Source organism: Bradyrhizobium forestalis (assembly GCF_002795245.1).
GTDB lineage: Bacteria > Pseudomonadota > Alphaproteobacteria > Rhizobiales > Xanthobacteraceae > Bradyrhizobium > Bradyrhizobium forestalis.
Genome location: NZ_PGVG01000010.1, coordinates 190,933 through 209,508 on the forward strand (window position 1 = coordinate 190,933; position 18,576 = coordinate 209,508).

At 63.4% G+C, this 18,576-nt stretch carries 15 protein-coding genes; 10 read left to right on the top strand and 5 right to left on the bottom strand.

Annotated elements, in window-relative coordinates; translation table 11 throughout:
• The first annotated feature begins 22 nt into the window (after positions 1-22).
• The 4 genes from CVM73_RS15020 to CVM73_RS15035 are packed head-to-tail and all read left to right on the top strand — an operon-like array spanning position 23 to position 3,771.
• Positions 23-946: an ABC transporter permease gene (locus CVM73_RS15020; RefSeq protein WP_100232728.1), complete on the top strand. Its 924-nt coding sequence runs from the start codon at positions 23-25 to the stop codon at positions 944-946.
• The gene (locus CVM73_RS15025; RefSeq protein ID WP_100232729.1) at positions 943-1,764 is read left to right on the top strand and encodes an ABC transporter permease; all 822 of its coding nucleotides are present in this window, start codon (positions 943-945) and stop codon (positions 1,762-1,764) included. Before CVM73_RS15020 ends, CVM73_RS15025 begins: the two co-directional genes overlap by 4 nt.
• Positions 1,761-2,741 carry an ABC transporter ATP-binding protein gene (locus CVM73_RS15030; RefSeq protein WP_100232730.1) on the top strand — a complete coding sequence of 327 codons (981 nt, stop codon included), beginning with the start codon at positions 1,761-1,763 and terminating at the stop codon, positions 2,739-2,741. Before CVM73_RS15025 ends, CVM73_RS15030 begins: the two co-directional genes overlap by 4 nt.
• Positions 2,734-3,771 (top strand): ABC transporter ATP-binding protein, encoded by a 1,038-nt coding sequence (locus CVM73_RS15035; RefSeq protein ID WP_100232731.1) that lies wholly within the window; start codon positions 2,734-2,736, stop codon positions 3,769-3,771. The genes CVM73_RS15030 and CVM73_RS15035 overlap by 8 nt, the downstream gene beginning before the upstream one ends.
• A 229-nt stretch (positions 3,772-4,000) precedes the next feature.
• On the opposite strand, the gene CVM73_RS15040 is transcribed toward CVM73_RS15035, so the two are convergent.
• The 5 genes from CVM73_RS15040 to CVM73_RS15060 form a co-directional block, all read right to left on the bottom strand.
• Entirely contained in the window at positions 4,001-6,790 is a 2,790-nt protein-coding gene (locus tag CVM73_RS15040; protein WP_100232732.1) for a UPF0182 family membrane protein, read from the bottom strand.
• A 266-nt stretch (positions 6,791-7,056) separates the two neighbouring features.
• A complete protein-coding gene (locus CVM73_RS15045; protein ID WP_100232733.1) occupies positions 7,057-7,269 on the bottom strand; it encodes a hypothetical protein in 213 nt (70 codons plus the stop codon).
• 139 nt (positions 7,270-7,408) lie between these two features.
• Positions 7,409-8,434, bottom strand: coding sequence for an ABC transporter permease (locus CVM73_RS15050; RefSeq protein WP_100232767.1), 1,026 nt, complete (start codon positions 8,432-8,434; stop codon positions 7,409-7,411).
• An 11-nt stretch (positions 8,435-8,445) separates the two neighbouring features.
• Positions 8,446-9,948 carry a sugar ABC transporter ATP-binding protein gene (locus CVM73_RS15055; RefSeq protein WP_100232734.1) on the bottom strand — a complete coding sequence of 501 codons (1,503 nt, stop codon included), beginning with the start codon at positions 9,946-9,948 and terminating at the stop codon, positions 8,446-8,448.
• A 20-nt stretch (positions 9,949-9,968) separates the two neighbouring features.
• Positions 9,969-10,991: a sugar ABC transporter substrate-binding protein gene (locus CVM73_RS15060; RefSeq protein WP_167406839.1), complete on the bottom strand. Its 1,023-nt coding sequence runs from the start codon at positions 10,989-10,991 to the stop codon at positions 9,969-9,971.
• Positions 10,992-11,735: 744 nt separating this feature from the next.
• Here CVM73_RS15060 and CVM73_RS15070 point away from each other — a divergent pair.
• From CVM73_RS15070 to proS, 6 genes are all read left to right on the top strand, one after another.
• Positions 11,736-12,110 carry a DUF2946 domain-containing protein gene (locus tag CVM73_RS15070; protein ID WP_208639205.1) on the top strand — a complete coding sequence of 125 codons (375 nt, stop codon included), beginning with the start codon at positions 11,736-11,738 and terminating at the stop codon, positions 12,108-12,110.
• Between the two features lie 57 nt (positions 12,111-12,167).
• The gene (locus CVM73_RS15075; protein ID WP_430641299.1) at positions 12,168-14,603 is read left to right on the top strand and encodes a TonB-dependent receptor family protein; all 2,436 of its coding nucleotides are present in this window, start codon (positions 12,168-12,170) and stop codon (positions 14,601-14,603) included.
• A gap of 26 nt (positions 14,604-14,629) precedes the next feature.
• Complete coding sequence (locus CVM73_RS15080) at positions 14,630-15,841, top strand: sialidase family protein (protein WP_100232739.1); 1,212 nt, start codon at positions 14,630-14,632, stop codon at positions 15,839-15,841.
• Complete coding sequence (locus tag CVM73_RS15085; RefSeq protein ID WP_100232740.1) at positions 15,838-16,335, top strand: TlpA family protein disulfide reductase; 498 nt, start codon at positions 15,838-15,840, stop codon at positions 16,333-16,335. The genes CVM73_RS15080 and CVM73_RS15085 overlap by 4 nt, the downstream gene beginning before the upstream one ends.
• A gap of 27 nt (positions 16,336-16,362) precedes the next feature.
• A complete protein-coding gene (locus CVM73_RS15090; RefSeq protein ID WP_100232741.1) occupies positions 16,363-16,899 on the top strand; it encodes a copper chaperone PCu(A)C in 537 nt (178 codons plus the stop codon).
• Positions 16,900-17,256: 357 nt separating this feature from the next.
• Positions 17,257-18,576, top strand: coding sequence for a proline--tRNA ligase (proS, locus tag CVM73_RS15095; protein WP_100232742.1), 1,320 nt, complete (start codon positions 17,257-17,259; stop codon positions 18,574-18,576).

Here is an 18,576-nt window from a genome sequence, read left to right on the forward strand (position 1 = left end):
GCGGGAGCGGGGAAAAGTTGAGATGCTCTCGTTCCTGATCCGTCGCATCCTGCAGACCATTCCGACCGTGCTCGCCGTCGTGCTGCTGGTCTTCGTGCTGTTCAGCGTTGTTCCCGGCAGCATCGTGTCGACCATGAGCGACGACAGCGATCCGCAGGTCGAGCTGCGCATGAAGAAGCAGCTCGGTCTCGATCAACCCGTCTACATGCGCTTCGGCGTCTATGTCGCGAGGCTTGCGACCGGTGATCTGGGAGCCTCGTTCCGGACCCGCGAGCCGGTCACGACCATGATCGCCAAGCGGGCCTGGCCGACGCTGCAACTGATCTTCGCCTCCATGGCGTTTGCGGTTCTGCTCGGCGTGCCGCTCGGCTTCATCGCGGCCTTGCGGCCGGGCAGCCTCGTCGATACCGTCTCCATGGTCCTGGCGGTGTCGGGCTTGTCATTGGCCAAATTCTGGCTCGGACTGCTGTTGATGTACCTGTTCGCCTTGAGGCTCGGCTGGCTGCCGAGTTTCGGCTATGGCGATGGCAGCCTCAAATATCTGATCCTGCCGGCCGTGACGCTCGGCGTCTCGCCGATGGCGCTGCTGGCCCGGACGACGCGCGCCGCGGTCCTCGAGATCATGACCGCGGACTTCGTCCGCACGGCGCGGTCGAAGGGCATGAGCGAGACCAGGGTCGTGAAGTGGCACGTGATGCGCAACGCGCTCGTCCTCATTCTCACGACCATGGGCCTGCAGTTCGGCGCGCTGATGGGGCAGGCGGTCGTGGTCGAGAAACTGTTCTCCTGGCCTGGGATCGGCTCGTTGCTGGTCGACAGCGTGCTCCAGCGCGGCATTCCCGCCGTCCAGGGCTCCATTCTCGTGGTGGTGCTGTTCTTTCTCGCGATCAATCTGCTGATCGACGTCCTCTACGGCGTGATCGATCCCAGGATCAGATACGCATGAAGCTCCGCGCCAATCTCGTCATCGGCGGGTCGTTGTTCGCGCTGGCGATCATCGTCGGCCTGCTCGCGCCCTGGCTGGCGCACACCGATCCCGTCATGGACGCCAATCTGATGAATGCGGAGGAGCCACCGAGCTGGACCTGGTGGTTCGGCACCGACGGGCAGGGCCGCGACATCTATTCCCGCGTCGTCTACGGCGCCCGCATCTCGCTGACGGTCGGCATCGTCTCGCAGCTCATCAACAGCATCATCGGCGTGGGACTCGGTCTGAGCGCCGGCTATTTTGGCGGCTGGTGGGACGATGTCGTCAATGCCCTGACCAACCTGATGCTCGCGATTCCCTCGTTGATCTTCGCGCTCGCCATCATGGCGGTGCTTGGACCAGGCCTGACCAGCCTGCTGATTGCGCTCGGGTTGACCAACTGGTCCTTCACCTGCCGGCTCGCGCGCGCATCGGCACTGTCGCTGCGGAACCAGGGCTATGTGCAGGCCGCAACCGTGCTCGGCTACGGCGATCTGCGCATCATGATCACGCAGCTCCTGCCGAACATGCTCGGGCCCATCGTCGTCATTGGCACGCTCGGCATGGGCAGCGCGGTCCTCTCCGAAGCCGCATTGTCGTTCCTCGGCCTCGGCGTTCGTCCGCCTTTTCCCAGCTGGGGCAGCATGTTGTCGGAGGCCCGCGACCAGATCACGACGGCGCCGTGGCTCTCGGTGTTTCCCGGCCTTGCCATCTTCCTGACGGTGCTCGGCCTCAACCTGCTCGGCGATGGCCTGCGTGACATTCTCGATCCCCAATCGCGGAGCCGGCGCACATGACGGGCTCGCCGCTGATCGAGGTCGAGGATCTCAGCATCGATCTCGATGATGGATCGAGGCGAGTGCCGGCAGCCGAAGGCATCTCGTTCCGCATCGATCGCGGCGAGACGTTTGGCCTCGTCGGTGAGTCCGGCTGCGGCAAGAGCATCACGGCGCTCGCTTTGATCGGCCTGTTGCGGCCGCCCTTGTCGGTCAGTGGCGGCGTCATCCGGTTTGAGGGCCGGGAGATTCAAAGGCTTTCCGCGGCGGCGCAGCGATCGCTGCGCGGCAACCGCATCGCCATGATCTTCCAGGAGCCGATGACGGCGCTGAACCCGGTTTCGCCCGTAGGGCGGCAGATCGCCGAGATGTTCGTGCTGCACAAGGGCAAGAGCTGGCGGGAGGCCAACCAGCTGGCGGTCGAGTCGCTCGCGAGCGTCCGCGTCCCCGCCCCAGAGCGGCGCGTGAAGGATTACCCGCATCAGCTGTCCGGCGGCATGCGCCAGCGCGTGATGATCGCCATCGCGCTGGCCTGCGGTCCGGACCTTCTGATCGCCGACGAGCCGACCACCGCGCTCGACGTCACCGTGCAGGCGGAGATCATCGAGCTGATGCGGAATCTGTGCGCCGAGCGGGGAACGGCGATCCTGATGATCAGCCACGATCTCGGCCTCGTCGCCAATGTCTGCCGCCGCGTGGCCGTCATGTATGCCGGCCGCATCGTCGAGGAGCGCAGCTCGGCCGATATCTTCCGCGCGCCCTCCCATCCCTATACGCAGGGCCTCGTCGACTCCCTGCCGCGGCTGGGCAGCCGCGCTGCGCTCGGCCGTAGCAGGCTCAAGGAGATCGCGGGCGTGGTTCCGGCGATCACGAATTTCCCGGACGGTTGCCGGTTCAATCCGCGTTGCGCGCAGGCGACCGACATTTGTCGGACAGCCGCGCCCAAGACGGATTTGCTGGATGCGGGCGGCTTGGTCAGGTGTCACCACCATGCATGAACCGCAGGGGAGGGTGGATGACGATGTCATCCTTACCATCGAGGATCTCGCGGTTCATTTCCCGTTGGGCGGTAGCCTGCTGGGCCGCGGCCGGCGGTGGCTCCGTGCCGTCGATGGTGTCGATCTCACTCTGAAGCGGGGCGAATGCCTCGGCCTCGTCGGCGAGTCCGGCTCCGGCAAGTCGACAGTCGCATTGTCGATCCTCGGTTTGTTGACGCCGACGCGCGGCCGCATCGTGCTGGACGGGCAGGTCGTGACCAACAGGCAATCCGGCGATCGCAAGGCGCTGGCCCGCATCGTGCAGATGGTGTTTCAGGATCCCTACGCCTCGCTCAATCCGCGTCAGACTGTTCGCCGCACGCTCGAAGATCCCCTGCGTGTGCACGGCGTGACCGCGAAAAGCGAGATCGAGGACCGCGTCGCGACCATGCTGCGGCATGTGGGCTTGCGCCCCGAGCAGGCCGGCCGTTACCCGCATGAGTTCTCAGGCGGCCAGCGCCAGCGCATCGGCATTGCCCGCGCCCTGATCCTCAATCCCAAAATCGTCATCTGCGACGAGCCGGTCTCGGCGCTCGATGTCTCGATCCGCGCCCAGATCATCAATCTGCTGCTGGAGTTGAAGGATACGCTGGGCCTCTCCTACATCATGATCAGCCACGACCTCGGCGTCGTCGAGCACATGAGCGACCGCGTCGCCGTGATGTATCTCGGCCGCATCGTCGAGAACGGCGACTGGCGCGAGATTTTTGAGCGCCCGGCGCACCCCTATACGCAAGCCCTGATCGCTGCCATCCCGGATCCCTTGCGCCATGCGCCGTTAGCTACGACAGGGGGGGACCTGCCCAATCCGCTCGATCCGCCGAACGGCTGCGCCTTCAGTCCGCGATGCCGCCACGCCGAGGATGTGTGTCGGCATGAGCCGGGGCCGACGCTGGAGACGCGGCCCGACGGGCATGCGGTGCGGTGCTGGCGGAGTGAGGAGATTGCCGGGCGGGGGGCGTTGGCGTCGAGCGTAAGCGGGCATCCCTAGAACGGAGGGCAGGTCTGCTGCCGTCCATCCCACCGGGCCGTGATTCAAGCTCCTGAAGAGGGCGTGCGCCGCGCGATGCATCGGCTAAGCACGCGCCGTGCGGCTCGCGCGCGCGGTGATGGTGGAGATGGGCATTCCTGGCCACCGCCGACGTCACCGGCGCTGCGCGAAGAGTGCGGGACTGGCAGCCGGATTTCGCGAACGGCTGGGTCGTGTGCTCACGGGTCAATCAGCGGCTGCCCGATTGCCGGCGGATCTCCTCCAAAATACCTCGCATCACGCCGATCTCTTTGCCGAAGCCTGTCCAATCGCCGGATTTCAATCGCTCCATGGCGTGATTGTAGTGATCGAGCGCCTCCTGCGCGCGCCTTGCCGCGGACCCGTCGCTGGGCGATTCCACGGTCGCAGCCGGCGCCGGCGCGGGTTCGTCGTCCACGAAGAGTGCCGACAGGGCCTCAGCAAGTGTTTCCTTCATGACGACGTGCTCGCCATAGGCGGCGATCACCCGCTTGAGCTCCGGCAAATGTCCTTGCTCGGCCCGCAAATACAGCGGCGACACGTAGAGAATCGAATTCTCGATCGGGATGACGAGCAGATTTCCCCGGATCACCCGCGACCCCATCTGGTTCCACAGCGAAATCTGTTGGGAGATCTCCGTGTTCTGATGAATTCGCGCCTCGATCTGGAACGGTCCGTAGACCAGCTTCTCCTTGGGAAATTCGTACACGACCAGCTTGCCATAGCCGGGCTCGTCGCAGCGCGCGGCGAGCCATGCGATCATGTTGTCGCGACGGCTCGGCACCATCGGGATCATGATGAAGAACTCGGCTTGCGCCTCTCCAGGCAGCCGCATGATGATGTAGTAAGGGGCCATCGTGGTAATGCCGTCGATGGAAGAGACGCCGTCGCCAGCCGGCTGACGCGGAAATTGCCAGAGGTCCTCGCGGTTATAGAAAACATCGGCCGCTTCCATGTGATAGGTCTGGAAAAGCCGCGCCTGAATCAGGAAGAGGTCTTCGGGATAGCGAATGTGCTTTTGCAGATCGGACGGCATGGCCGCGAACGGCTTGAACAGGTCCGGGAAGATTCGGTGATAGGTCGCGGCGATCGGGTCCGCCGAGTCCATCAGGTAAAAGTCGACGGTGCCGTTGTAGGCGTCGATCACGACCTTCACCGAATTGCGGATATAGTTGAGGTTGTGGCCGGGCACAGGTTGTGCATAGGGAAAATATTCGCTCGTCGTGTAGGCATCCTGCATCCAGAACATCCGGCCCTCGCTGACGACCAGATAGGGATCGTGATCGAGAGCGAGGAACGGGGCGATCGTGCCGACCCGCTTCTGGATGTTGCGCCGGATCATGATCCGGCTTTCGTCGCCGATGTAGTCTGACAGCAGCAGGTTTACATCGTTGAAATGGTCGGCGAAGATCAGTCTCCGCACCATGCCCGACAGCGGCACGCCGCCGGAGCCGTCATAGGACGCGTAGACATTGTCCTTTCCCTTGGGATAATCGAATTCCGGCACGGTTCCCTTGACGATGACATAGTCCTCAGTCTGCTGTCCGTAGTAGATGCGCGGCTCGCGAATGGCGGGACCTCCGTGTGCGACCGGAGGAATGTCGTGCAGATAGAGAAGCGGAAGTCCTTCGCCGCTCTTCTGGGTGACCGGACTCATCACCACACCATTGCCGTGGGTGAACAGGATGTGGCGGTTGACCCAGGTTTGCGCGTTGGATGGCAGCAGCGCGGAATTCAGCTCGCGGCCTGAGATCATCACGCTTTGGTAGGTATCGCCAAACCAGTAGCGATCGACATCGAGGTCGCGCAGTTTGTAGTAGGTGCGAATCTCCTGCAGTTGCGCGTAAGTGTCGGCCAATGGTTGCCAATCCCACAGCCTTATATTTTCAATGGTGGCCTTGTTGGCCTCGAGTGCCCTGAAAGTCAGGTTCTGTTCCGCAGGAAAAGGCTTCGGTACGATCCGATTGAGATTGTAGGCCTCACGGGTCAGGGTAATGTTGCGTTCGATGTAGGGCCGCTCCCACTCCAGCTCGTTCGGCCCGACGTAGAAGCGCTGAAAGACCGCGGGGATGATGCCCGACAGCAGCAAGGCTCCGCCGAACAGCAGCACAAGCGCGGCGGTGGGAAGGCGGTAGGTACGCACCCACAGGTTCGCGCATGCCGCCAAAGCGGCGACGATCGAAAGTGCGATCAGCAGCCATAGGAGCGGCAATTCCACATTGACGTCGGTGAAGCCTGCGCCGACCACCACGCCGTTGTCGCCGTACAGCAGGAGATAGCGGTCGAGACTGTAGGACCACGCCTTCACGCCAAAGAAGAGGCCGAGAAGCGCCGAGCCGTGCGAGATCGCCGCTGGCGATATTCGCTGGGCTCGGTCTTCGATGTCGCCATAGATCCAGTAGATAGATCCGGCGAACAGTGCGCCCATGACGAGCATCAGCAATGCCCAATTTTTCATGGCCACAAGGGCGGGCAGGGAAAAGAGGTAGAAGCCGATATCCTTGTCGTACAAGGGATCGTTGGCGCCGTAGGGCACCTGATAGATGAAGCGCAGAAGAGTGCTCCAGTTGCCGACTTCGCCCCAGGCGACGAACAGAGCGAAGAGGCCGCTACTCGCGGCGATCACGATGCGCCACGGCAGCCGTTCGCGCAGGAATTCCAACGGATCGGGCGCCGCCGCAGTGGCCGCAAGCGGCGGGCCGAAGGCCGCAGGCAACCGGCTTCGGCGCCCGGAGAGGCCGAGTGCAAGGCGCGCGTTTGTCCACAAGACGGCGGCGGTCGCCGCGAAAACAACGAGGAAGACGGCGGCTTTCGCGCCGATCGTGGTCCAGAAGACCTGCCTGTAGCCGATCGACGAGAACCACATCCAGTCGACCAGGAAGTCGGCGACGAGAGCGAGCAGGATCAGGCCGATTGCGGCGATGATGGCCGCCATGATGAATCCCACCACGGCGCTTCGCCCTGGTGCCTTCCGTTCGGGTCCGGAAATCCCGATCGTCATAGTGACATTATAGCAGAACGACTGGCGTGGCGCGCCTGTCGCGGGGGCGCCGCACCTGCTTTTTGCTCCGCCCTGCTACAATAGGCGGATGCCCGCATCAGGCTGCGCATCGAACTCGGGAGGACGCGCGAGTGCTTGGGGGCTGCGTGTTGTCCGCTTTGTCGTCAAACCGCCATTCAAGCCCCTAAAAGGAGACGGGCGCGGCTCGAACGACGGTGCTCGAGTCGGTGATCTGGTAGGCGCATAAGTCACGCCAATTCCGGGCTCTAGCTGGTGAGGTCGAGGGAGAAGCCTCCGTTGAGATAGGCAAGCGTGGCGGAGGTCGAGGGTACGGAGGTATCGACGTTCAACAGGCCACCTTGGTGGGACCAGGCGTCGCCTCCCGTCCCCATGAAGGTCAAGGCGTCACTCCCGGTGAAGATCCCGATCCTCGTGACGTCGAAGGCCCCGGTGACCGAGGCGGCGATGAGCGATGACATCCTACGCCTGTTTTGCCCGACGCGTCAAAATGCCGGTACGGTCGCGCTCACGCCATAGGGGGCTCGGCAAGCGCCTGAACTTCCTCACTGTTTCTACTGTGCATGGGGTTGTTTTCGCACTTTTTGTTTTGGCGGCGGTCTACTCCGCCGCTTTTTCCCTTAAGCGCTGCGCGTAGACGTTGATGACCAGCGCCGCCAGCAGGATCAGGCCGCGGATCAGGATCTTCAGGAAGCTGTCGATGTTGACGTGGTCGAGGCCGTTGTTGAGGACGCCGAGCACGAACAGGCCGACGATGGTGTTGCCGATGCCGCCGCGGCCGCCGAACAGGCTGGTGCCGCCGACCACGACGGCGGCGATGGAGTCGAGCAGATAGGTGTCGAACTCGTTCTGCTGCGCGCTGCCGAAATGGGCGACGCCGAGCATGCCGCCGATGCCGGAGCACACCGCCGAGATCACCATCACCGCACCCAGGATGAGCTTGACGTTGAGGCCGGAATATTCGGCCGCCTCGCGGTTGCCCCCGACCATGTAGACGTAGCGGCCGAAGCGCGTGTAGGTCAGCACCAGATGGCCGCCGAGCAGCATGATGGCGGCGACGATGACGATCCAGGGGATGCCGCCGATCGAGCCGGAGCCGAGCGTCGTGATCAGGCTCGGCACCTTGTAGGCGATCTGACCGCGCACCAGCAGCGCGGAGATGCCGGCGGCGATCTGCATCATCGCCAGGGTCATGATGAAGGAGGGGATGCCGATCACGGTCAGCCCGAGCGCGTTGACGAGGCCGAGCAGGGCGCAGAGCAGGATCGACAGGATGATCGCAACCGCGCCGGGCAGGGGGATGTTGGCGATGTTGACGTAGGATTCCTGCAGCGTGAAGTAGGCGACCGCGATACCGGTGACGTTGGCGATGCTGGCGATCGAGAGGTCGATCTCGGCGCAGAGGATCACGAAGGTGAGGCCGACGGCGATGATGCCTGTCACCGACACCTGCGTCAGGATGTTGCCGAGATTGTCGAGCGTCGCGAAGGAGGGGCTGGCGAAGGCGAAGAAGGCGGAGAGGAAGATCAGCGTCAGGAACGGGGCGATGTTGCGCATCTGCGAGCGCAGGAAGGGCGCAAGGCCCCGCGCCCGATGGGCTTCCGCAAAAGCCGTTTCACTGCTCATGTGCTTCTCCGTCACGCCGCTTCCAGCAGGCGGTCCTTGCTGACCGGCTCGTTCTTGAATTCCCGCACCAAGGCGCCGCGCTTGAGCACGAGGATGCGGTCGGCCAGCGACAGCACCGTTTCCGGCTCGGTCGACAGCACGATGATGGCGAGCCCCCTGGCGCGGAGGTCGCGGACGATGTTGATGACGTCGTTCTTGGCGCCGACATCCATGCCGCGGGTCGGCTCGCACAGCACCAGGAGTTTGGGCGGGTAGGTCAGCCATTTCGCCAGCGCGACCTTCTGCTGGTTGCCGCCCGAGAGCATGCCGAGATCGAGCCCGACCACGGGCGGCCGGATCTGCAGCTGGTCGACCTGGCGCTTGGCGATGTCGCGCTCCTGCGCCGGCTTGAGCAGCAACGCCGAGATGCGGTCGAGAATGCTGATCGAGATGTTCTTGTAGACCGGCTCCTGGTGGAACAGCATGTCGCGCCGGCTCTCCGGCACCAGCGCCACGCCGGCGCGCCGCGCCGCCGCCGTGCTGGCAAAGGTCTTGCGCGTGCCGTCCACGGCGAGCGTGCCGCCGTCCGGCTTCAGCTTGCCGAACAGGATGCGTGACAGCTCCTGCTGGCCGCAACCCATGAAGCCGTAGATGCCGAGCACTTCGCCGGCGCGGGCCTCGAACGAGACCTCCTGAAGGCTGCGGGACAGCGACAGCTGGTCGACCTTGAGAACGACCTGGCTGTCGCTCGGCTGCGGCAGCATCAGATCGTCGGTATAGCTATGCTCGAGCACCTCGCCGCCGCGGCCGATCATGGCCTCGATCAGCGCGCCCTTGCTGGTCGCCGCGCTTGCCGTCTCCGCAACCTTCCGGCCATTGCGGAACACGGTCACCGTGTCGGACACGCGCAAAATGTCCTCGATGAAATGCGAGATGAAGACGATGGCGGTGCCTTCCTCGCGCAGCCGCCTGAGCGTTGCGAACAGCCGCTCGACCTCGGGTGGGGAGAGGGCGGAGGTCGGCTCGTCCAGGATGACGATGCGCGCGCCCGAGAACAGCACGCGGGCGATCTCGATCAGCTGCTGCAGTCCGATCGGGAGGTCGCCGAGCCGCGCCATGGGGTCGACGTCGATGCCGAAGCGGGCGAGCTGCTCGCCCGCTTCGCGCGCCATCCGCCGCCATTGCACGAGGCCGAGCGCGTTGGTCGGCTGGTTGCCGAGGAAGACGTTCTCCGCGACCGTCAGGTCGGGCGCAACGCTGAGCTCCTGGTGCACCATGGCGATGCCGGCGGCGTGCGCATCGCGCGCCGAGCGGAAATGCATCTCCTGGCCGTCGACCAGGAAGCGGCCGGAGAACTCGGTGTGCACGCCGGCGATGATCTTCATCAGTGTGCTTTTTCCGGCGCCGTTCTCACCGACGAGACCGTGGATCTCGCCGGGATAGAGCGCGAAGTCGACACCACGAAGCGCTTCGACGCCGCCGAAGCTCTTCGTGATGCCCTGGAGTTCCAGGATGGGCTGTTGTCCCACAGTCATGAAAGTTCGGATCTGGAGCCTCAGATCAGGAAGTGATCCTGCATCCACTGCATCCCGGCGGCGTTGGCCTTGGTCACGACCGGGCCGTCGGTGACGACGTTCTTCGGAATGCCCTGTCCGCTCTTCTCGCCCCCGACCACGGCGGAGACGCCCGCGATGATGGCGCCGCCATGGATGCGGCAGGAGGGATTGCGGACGGTCGCGAACATGCGGCCTTCGCTCACCGCCTGGATCGCCGGCGGCATGGCGTCGACGCCGCCGATCAGGATGTTGGTGCGGCCCCGCGCCTTCATGATGTTGGCTGCCGCAAGCGCCATGTCGTCATTGTGGAAGAACGCCGCGTCGATCTGGGGATATTTCGTCAGGTAGGTTTCCCAGAGACGCGCCGTCTTGGACACGTCCCAGTCGGCCGGCTGAGTGTCGAGCACCTCGATGTTCGGGAATTGCTTGACCACCGAGTTGAAGCCCTTGGCGCGGCCTTGCGCACCGGTGTGCCCGAGCGCGCCCTGGGTCATGATGATCTTGCCCTTGCCGCCCATGGCGTTGCACAGCGCCTGGGTCACCGAGGCGCCCATGAACTCGTTGTCGGGGGCGAGGAAGGAGTGGACGTTGATCTGATCGAGAGGCGCGATCAGCGTGTCCATGTCGATCACGGGCGTGCCGGCGTCGATCATCTTCTGCACCGGCTGGGTCAGGGTGCCGATACCGAAGGCCTGGATCGCGACGAAGTCCCATTTCTGGGAGGCCATGTTGTCGATCGCCGCGCGTTGCTTCACCGCGTCGAGCTGGCCATCGAACCAGGTGACCTCGACATTGAACAGCTTGCCCCAGAATTCCGCGGCCTGCTTGCCTTGCGCGCACCAGGTGGCCTGGAGGCCCGCATTGGAGAACGCCGCTTTCAGCGGCTTCTCGGATCGTCCGACTTCGGCTGCAAGTGCGGGGTTTATGCCCATGCTGCCGAGGATGGCAGTCGCGGCGCCGGCGGTCGCTGCCGCCTGAAGAAGATCGCGCCTCGTCGTCGAGAAGTCTTTCGTCCCGGACATCGCTCGCTCCCATAAATTTTGTCGTCGGCGCGTCATTGCCTGCGCGACCGATGCCCGAAAGTCTCTCACAAGAGTTGTTGCCACTCAATCTGCAATCAACCGCGAGGCAGGCGTCGCATCAGCCGGGAGTGTCCGCTGCGCGTCACCGCGAGGTCGAGCATCGCCTGTCAGCGCGCGCATCGATCCTTGCGCGAGCGCGATGCGTCGTGCGCGCAAGGCTCGGCTACGATGGCTGCTCGATTTGGTCGGAAGAAGCGTTCATCGGCCGCATCGGCCATGCACGCAAAAAAAGAGCGGGGCCCTGGCCCCGCTCAAAAATTGTGTCGACCCTATTATCCCCGATCTTAAGATTTGCTCTTGATTGACGGGGCGACGCTGCGTTTTGCGCGCCAGGGGCTCCTCCCGAGACTTGGACCACCAGGCCTCGACCTCGCGGTCGAGCGCCTGAGCAAGAGGATGCTAGATCAACTTTTCTCACTTGTCATCATTTTCGGCAACGAATGTTCAAAATTCGAGCAGCTGACGAAATGATCGAGCTGTTAGTCATATAACCATATGACAAATATAAGAAATTTGTGGACAAGCGGGGTCGGTTTCCCTGCCTCAAATGCCGGACCGGCGGCCGTGGCGCGCGCCGACCACAGCTTTCGAGAAAGTTGCGCTGGGCCAAGAAGGCGGCGGAACTGACCTCGACTCGGCCCCGACCGCAGTGTTTAGTTAGCGCACGAACGAATGGTTCGGCGGATGCGCGCGCGGCTACAAAAATACTTACCCTTGGTTCTGCTCGCCCTGGTGATGCAGGTGCTGGCGCCGATTGCCGCCTGTTTGGCGACCGGCCGGGCCGCTGCCGATCCACTGTCTGCCGGCGTGATCTGCCACAGCGCGAGCGAGCAGGGCGGCCTGAACGATCAGACCGGCGGGCCGACCGCACATGCCGGCACGTGTGCCCTGTGTTGCCTGGCCCAGGCCAACGCGTCGCTCGATTCGCCGCCGCACGCGGCACTCTCGATTCCGTTGCGCCATGCCGAGCGCGTGGTGTGGCGTCCGGCGCATGCGTCCGCGATCGCCACTTACAAGGGCTCGAGCGCCCAGGCCCGCGCACCGCCTCAATTTTCCTGACGTAGCGACAAACCGAACCATTGGCGCAGCGCCGTTGCCGTGCCGGTGGCGTGCTCAATGGACCGGCCGCCGCGCCGGATGTCAGGAATTCAACAGATGTTACGCATTCGTGCGATCAGCCGCGCGAGCTTGCCTGTACTTTGCGGGCTGGTGTCCTCGATCGGCTCAGGCGCGCTAGCCCAGGGCGCCTCGGAAGCGCTTCCCGCAGTGACGGTGGAGGCGCAGGCTCCCCGTCCCAAACCAATCACCCGGCCATCGCGAGTGCGCTCCACTTCCGCGGGACGCGCAGCGAGACCCGGTGCGCAAAGCGCGGCTGCCAGCGCGCCGAGCCAAAACCTGGCCGCATCTGCCGGCGCAGCGCGGGCTGGTCTCAATCAGTCGCCGGCCGGCCAGACCGCGACGACCATCGATCGCAGCCAGTTCGACAACCGCCCGGCGTTCTCGGTCAGCGATGTGTTGCGGGACAGCCCGGGCATTTCGATCAAGCAGGGCAATGGGCCCCGCGATTTCGGCATCTCGATTCGTGGATCCAACGCCCGCAACGGTTTCGCCATCCGCAATCTCGTGATCTTTGACGACGGTTTTCCGGTGACGCAGCCGGACGGCCTGTCGCGCAGCGACCTGATCGATCCCCATGCCTATGGTGCAATCGACGTGATCCGTGGCCCCTCCTCGGCGCTCTATGGCAACTACGCGACCGGTGGCGCGCTTAATTTCCGGACGAGGCCGGGCGGCACGATCGATGGCGTCGAATATGGCGTCGACGGCGGCAGTTACGGCTATCTCAACAATTACCTGACGGCCGGCAAGAAGGTCGGGAATTTCGAGGGCTCGCTATTCGCAAGCGATGTGCGGGGTGACGGCTACATCGGCAACAGCTGGTTCAATACCCAGACGGTCAACTTCCTCGGCACGCTCAAGGCGACGCCGGACGACCGCTTCACGGTCAAGATCATCAACAACGAACTCAGCGCGCGGCTGCCGATCCGGCAGTCGCTGAACCAGTACGACCTCAACCCGTTCCAGCAGGGATGCGCGACCGGTGCGACGGCGGCGCCGGGATGCGCTACGGTCAGGCTGTTTAACAACGGCTTCAACGCAACTGCCGGAATCGACACGGAGACGGCCGTGCAGGCCGGGCTCGGCCGCAACGATCGTCGCACCATCGTCGGCGGCCGGTGGGAGCACGATTTCGACAACACGATGACGTGGCGCAACCAGTTCGTCTTCGACGACAGAAACATCAGCCAGCCGACCGGCACGACCAGTTCGATCGGCGACTTCCCGTCGTACAACTACATGAGTGATCTCACCAAGCGCGGTGAGCTTTTTGGCCTTGAGTCGACCGCGTTCTTCGGGGCCTTCTACAATACCCTGACGGCGTCGAGTGACACGCGAAATGTGATGCCGGGGGGCAACGCCACGCTCGGCAGGCTCTCCAGCAATCTCTTCAGCGAAACGACCAATTATGGTGTGCGTGCCAGGGAAGAGCTCAGGCTGACGACCTCGCTGACGGCGGTGGCCGGCGTTGGTTGGGAGACCACCATATTGAAGGGGACAAACACGGCGTATGCGTACGCAGGTCCCACCGGCATCACCACAACCACCCTGACGACCGCGGACCGGCAGTTCCAAAATGCTGCGCCAGAGTTGGCGCTCCTCTACAACCTCAACAACGAATGGCTTTTCCGCGGACGGGTCGCCACAGGATACGGCACGCCACAGGTTTCGAATCTCTTTGTTCTTCCGACCGGGTTGTCAGGCAACAACACCCAGCTCCAGGCACAGAAAAATCTGGGCTACGATCTCGGCTTTGACTGGACGCCGAACAACACGCTCAAGCTGAGTGCAACGGCGTTCTACGAGTTCTTCCGCAACGAGATCGTCAGTCAGGCGACACCCATTGCTGGCATATCGTACACGTTCAACGCGCCGCGATCGGAGCACCGGGGCATCGAGCTCGCGGCCGACTGGAAGTTCTATCCCGGCTGGCGGTTCATGGCGGCCTACACCTATCTCGACGAGGTCTACACCGAGTATGTCGAGAACATCACCAATGGCGCGGTGTTCAGCTTCAACCGGGCGGGCAACAAGATTCCTGGCATCTCGCCCAACGAGCTGACGGCAAGGATCGGCTACGACGAGTTTACGGGCCCGCTGACGGGTCTCGGAGGCTTCGTCGAGTTTCAGTGGAAAGACTCCTTCTACATGGACAATGCGAATTTGCTGAAGGCGCCCGGCTATGAGCTGGTCAATGTGAATGTTCACTACAAAACCGACCTGGTGTCCGACACTTTCAAATCCCTGAATCTGTTTCTCGAGGTCAGGAACGTATTCGACCGCACCTATGTTGCGTCGGCAAACAACATCGCCAATACGGTCACGGGGGCCGGCCTTCAAAATCCTGCGAGCGTGCTCGCAAACACGACAGGATCGATCTATGCGGGCTCGCCGCGCACATTCGTTGCGGGTATGAAGGTGGCATTCAAATGATCCGGGCTCTCGAAGGGAGTAGGGCGATGATCCGAAGTGGCTTGCTCGGCATTGTCGCTTTCGCATTCCTGCAAGGTACAGCGCTCGGGCAGATGCACGGTAAGCATGCGTCCGAAGCGGCCTGTGACGAGCCGACGCTGCGCTGCGCGACCAAGGCGACGCCCGCCTTCGGTCCGGACGGGACGTTGTGGCTGGTCTGGATGGCGGGAGGGCAGATCTCGGTCGCTAGTTCGCAGGATAAGGGTCGCAGTTTTTCGGCACCGACCCAAGTCACGACGAAGCGACTGAATCTAGATTGGGGACCGGATGCGCGGCCGAAGATCGTGGTCGACCGCAAGGGCGGCATCGCGCTCGCGTTCTCGACCTTCAGGGACGAGGCCTTCAACGGTCAGGTGCTCTATACGCGCTCGGCCGACGGCGGGAAGAGCTTTGCCGAGCTGAAGCCGATCACCGCCAGCAACGAGAGCCAACGCTTCGAGGCGCTGGCGCTTGATCAGGATGGAACGGTCTTTGCGGCCTGGCTCGACAAGCGCAATCGCATTTTTGCGAAGGAAGCGGGACAGAAGTACGAGGGAGCAGGGCTGTTCTTCACTTCGTCCAGCGACGGCGGCACCACCTACGCAGAAGCGAAGCTGGCGCGCGAGGGCACCTGCGAATGCTGCCGATTGGGGCTGGCGTTCGCTGCGCCCGGGCGGCCGGTCGTGATCTTCAGGAACATTTTCGAGGGCGGCGTGCGCGACCACGCGGTCATGACCTTCGCCGATGTCTCGACACCTGGCGAAGTTCGCCGCGTCAGCAACGACGACTGGCAGATCAATGCCTGCCCGCACCACGGGCCGAGCCTCACGGTTGCGCCGAACGGAACCTATCACGTCGCCTGGTACACGAACGGGAAGGCTCGGAAAGGATTGTTCTACGCCCACTCGCGCGACGAAGCCCGCACGTTCTCTGCGCCGATGGCGCTGGGGCAGCCGGGCCGCAACCCGACGCGGCCCTTCGTGCTTGCAGGTCCTGCGGGAACGGTGATGGTCTGGAAGGAGTTCGACGGCGAGAAGACCTCCGTGCAGATGACGATCTCCCGTAATGATGGAGAAACGTGGTCGCCGCCGAAGACGATATCGAGCACGAGCGACACGTCCGATCACCCATTGCTCGTCTCCAACGGCAAGCGGACCTATTTGTCGTGGATGACGAAGGCAGACGGCTATCGGTTTACAGCGATTGAGGATCAGCCATGAGATTTCGATTTGCAGGCATTGCAAGCCTTGTCGTTCTGATCGCGTCAGTCGCCGCACTCGGCGCATCGCCCGCGTTGAAGCCGTTCGAACGCGGCACCTGGCAGAGCGTGCTCAAGGGCCACGCCGGCCGTCCGACGCTCGTGCACTTCTGGGGCGTGACCTGCGGGCCCTGCAAGGTCGAGCTGCCCTTGCTCGGGAGGTTTGTGAAGGAGCATCCGGAGATCGACGTCGTCACGGTCAGCGCCGATCTCGTGCCGAATCTGCCGGGGGCAACGCAATCGATGCTCGACAAGGCGGGGCTGTCGTCGACCGAGAATTTCATCTTCAATGATGGCTTTGTCGAGCGCTTGCGGTTCGAGATCGATCCTTCCTGGCAGGGCGACATCCCCCGGACGATGCTCATCTCTCGGGACGGGATCATCACGACGATCGAAGGCTCCGCCGAAATTTCCGATCTGGAAAAGTGGTCGGCGCAACAACTCGCCAAACACTGAAGTTCAATCTGCAAAGGGAATACGGAAATGAAGACAATCTCGAAAAACGTGCTGCTCGCGGCATTCGCTCTCGCTGTCTCCGCAGCACCGGCGGTTGCCGACGACGTCAATGCCGGCGATCTCGTCATCTCACAGGCGTGGAGCCGTGCGACACCGGGCGGCGCGAAGGTCGCCGGTGGCTATCTCATCATCGAGAACAAGGGCACAGCGGCGGACAAACTGGTCAGCGTGTCCGCCGATATCGCAGGCAAAGCCGAGATCCACGAAATGGCGGTGGACAACGGCGTGATGAAGATGCGCCCGCTCGACAAGGGACTGGCGATCGATCCCGGCAAGACGGTGAAGTTCGCGCCTGGTGGCTATCACTTGATGCTCCAGGAGCTGAAGGGGCCGTTCAAGCAGGGCGACAAGGTGCCCGTGACGCTGCAATTCGAGAAGGCCGGCAAGGTCGCCGTCTCCCTCGACGTCCAGGGCGTCGGCGCGCAGGCGCCGGGCGATGCTGGGCACTCGGGTCACATGGACATGAAGAAGATGCCGGATCACTCGGGAATGAAGATGAAATGAGACCGATCTCGGCTCTCGGGAGACCGAGCATGCCGGCGTGGACGATTTCGCGCTTACGCTCATGGCCAGCGAGGGGACGCCGCGCGAGTCGAGCTGCCCTTCGCCGGCCGCCGGCATGTGCCGATCGACGCGTTGGTGACTGACTTTGAGAGGATCACGCTGGAAGATGAACTCGTCGTGGCGCCGCCCTAGGCTCGCCGACTTTGCAGGGCATGCTGCTCCTCGAGTCAAACCTGAAGTCGACGGAAAAATGACAGGAATTCCGCCGCGTTAGCGGCTTTTCCTCACTCCCGGTCTTGTGTTTTCGCTCCCAATCCGGTTTCACTGCGGGCGATCACTGATTCCAAGAGTATTACCATGCGGTTGTCGCGGTTCTTTCTGCCCATCCTGAAGGAAAATCCGAAAGAGGCGGAGATCGTCTCGCATCGCCTGATGCTGCGCGCCGGCATGATCCGGCAGGAGGCCGCCGGCATCTATGCCTGGCTGCCGCTCGGCTTCCGCGTGCTCAAGAAGATCGAGCAGATCGTGCGCGAGGAGCAGGACCGCTCCGGCGCGATCGAGGTCTTGATGCCGACCTTGCAGCTCGCCGACCTCTGGCGCGAGAGCGGCCGCTACGACGCCTATGGCCCGGAGATGCTGCGCATTGCCGACCGCCACAAGCGCGAGCTGCTGTATGGGCCGACCAACGAGGAAATGATCACCGAGATCTTCCGCGCCTATGTGAAGTCCTACAAGAACCTGCCGCTCAATCTCTATCATATCCAATGGAAATTCCGCGACGAGCAGCGTCCACGCTTCGGCGTGATGCGCGGCCGCGAGTTCCTGATGAAGGACGCCTATTCGTTCGACCTCAATGAGGCCGCGGCGCGCGTCGCCTACAACAAGATGTTCGTCGCCTATTTGCGCACCTTCGCGCGGATGGGGCTGAAGGCGATCCCGATGCGCGCCGAGACCGGGCCGATCGGCGGCGATCTCAGCCACGAGTTCATCGTGCTCGCCGAGACCGGCGAATCCGGCGTCTTCATCAATCGCGACGTGCTGGACCTGCCGGTGCCGGGCGAGGACGTCGATTATGACGGCGATCTGACGCCGATCATCAAGCAATGGACCTCGGTCTATGCCGCGACGGAGGACGTCCACGATGCCGCGCGCTTCGAGCGGGAAGTGCCGGCGGACAAGCGGGTGAACACCCGCGGCATCGAGGTCGGCCAGATCTTCTATTTCGGCACCAAATATTCCGAGCCGATGAAGGCGCTGGTGGCGGGCCCCGACGGCGTCGACGTGCCGATCCATGGCGGCTCCTACGGCGTCGGCGTCTCGCGCCTGCTGGGCGCCATCATCGAGGCCTGCCATGACGATGCCGGCATCAAATGGCCGGAGGCTGTCGCCCCGTTCCGCGTGTCGATTCTCAATCTCAAGCAGGGCGATGCGGCCGTCGATGCGGCCTGCGAGAAGCTTTATGCCGAGCTTACCTCCAAGGGCGTCGACGTGCTCTACGACGACACCGACCAGCGCGCCGGCGCCAAATTTGCCGCCGCCGACCTGATCGGCATCCCCTGGCAGATCATGATCGGGCCGAAGGGGCTCGCCGACGGCAAGGTGGAGATCAAGCGGCGCAGCGACGGTGCCCGCGAGACCATGTCGCCTGCGGACGCGGTCGCAAGACTTGTGGGCTGA

Bases quoted from the DNA above. Each gene is read 5' to 3' on its own strand.
- CVM73_RS15020 (WP_100232728.1), top strand. From the start codon at position 23: ATGCTCTCGTTCCTGATCCGTCGCATCCTGCAGACCATTCCGACCGTG.
- CVM73_RS15025 (WP_100232729.1), top strand. From the start codon at position 943: ATGAAGCTCCGCGCCAATCTCGTCATCGGCGGGTCGTTGTTCGCGCTG.
- CVM73_RS15030 (WP_100232730.1), top strand. From the start codon at position 1,761: ATGACGGGCTCGCCGCTGATCGAGGTCGAGGATCTCAGCATCGATCTC.
- CVM73_RS15035 (WP_100232731.1), top strand. From the start codon at position 2,734: ATGCATGAACCGCAGGGGAGGGTGGATGACGATGTCATCCTTACCATC.
- CVM73_RS15040 (WP_100232732.1), bottom strand. From the start codon at position 6,790: ATGACGATCGGGATTTCCGGACCCGAACGGAAGGCACCAGGGCGAAGC.
- CVM73_RS15045 (WP_100232733.1), bottom strand. From the start codon at position 7,269: ATGTCATCGCTCATCGCCGCCTCGGTCACCGGGGCCTTCGACGTCACG.
- CVM73_RS15050 (WP_100232767.1), bottom strand. From the start codon at position 8,434: ATGAGCAGTGAAACGGCTTTTGCGGAAGCCCATCGGGCGCGGGGCCTT.
- CVM73_RS15055 (WP_100232734.1), bottom strand. From the start codon at position 9,948: ATGACTGTGGGACAACAGCCCATCCTGGAACTCCAGGGCATCACGAAG.
- CVM73_RS15060 (WP_167406839.1), bottom strand. From the start codon at position 10,991: ATGTCCGGGACGAAAGACTTCTCGACGACGAGGCGCGATCTTCTTCAG.
- CVM73_RS15070 (WP_208639205.1), top strand. From the start codon at position 11,736: ATGCGCGCGCGGCTACAAAAATACTTACCCTTGGTTCTGCTCGCCCTG.
- CVM73_RS15075 (WP_430641299.1), top strand. From the start codon at position 12,168: ATGGACCGGCCGCCGCGCCGGATGTCAGGAATTCAACAGATGTTACGC.
- CVM73_RS15080 (WP_100232739.1), top strand. From the start codon at position 14,630: ATGATCCGAAGTGGCTTGCTCGGCATTGTCGCTTTCGCATTCCTGCAA.
- CVM73_RS15085 (WP_100232740.1), top strand. From the start codon at position 15,838: ATGAGATTTCGATTTGCAGGCATTGCAAGCCTTGTCGTTCTGATCGCG.
- CVM73_RS15090 (WP_100232741.1), top strand. From the start codon at position 16,363: ATGAAGACAATCTCGAAAAACGTGCTGCTCGCGGCATTCGCTCTCGCT.
- proS (WP_100232742.1), top strand. From the start codon at position 17,257: ATGCGGTTGTCGCGGTTCTTTCTGCCCATCCTGAAGGAAAATCCGAAA.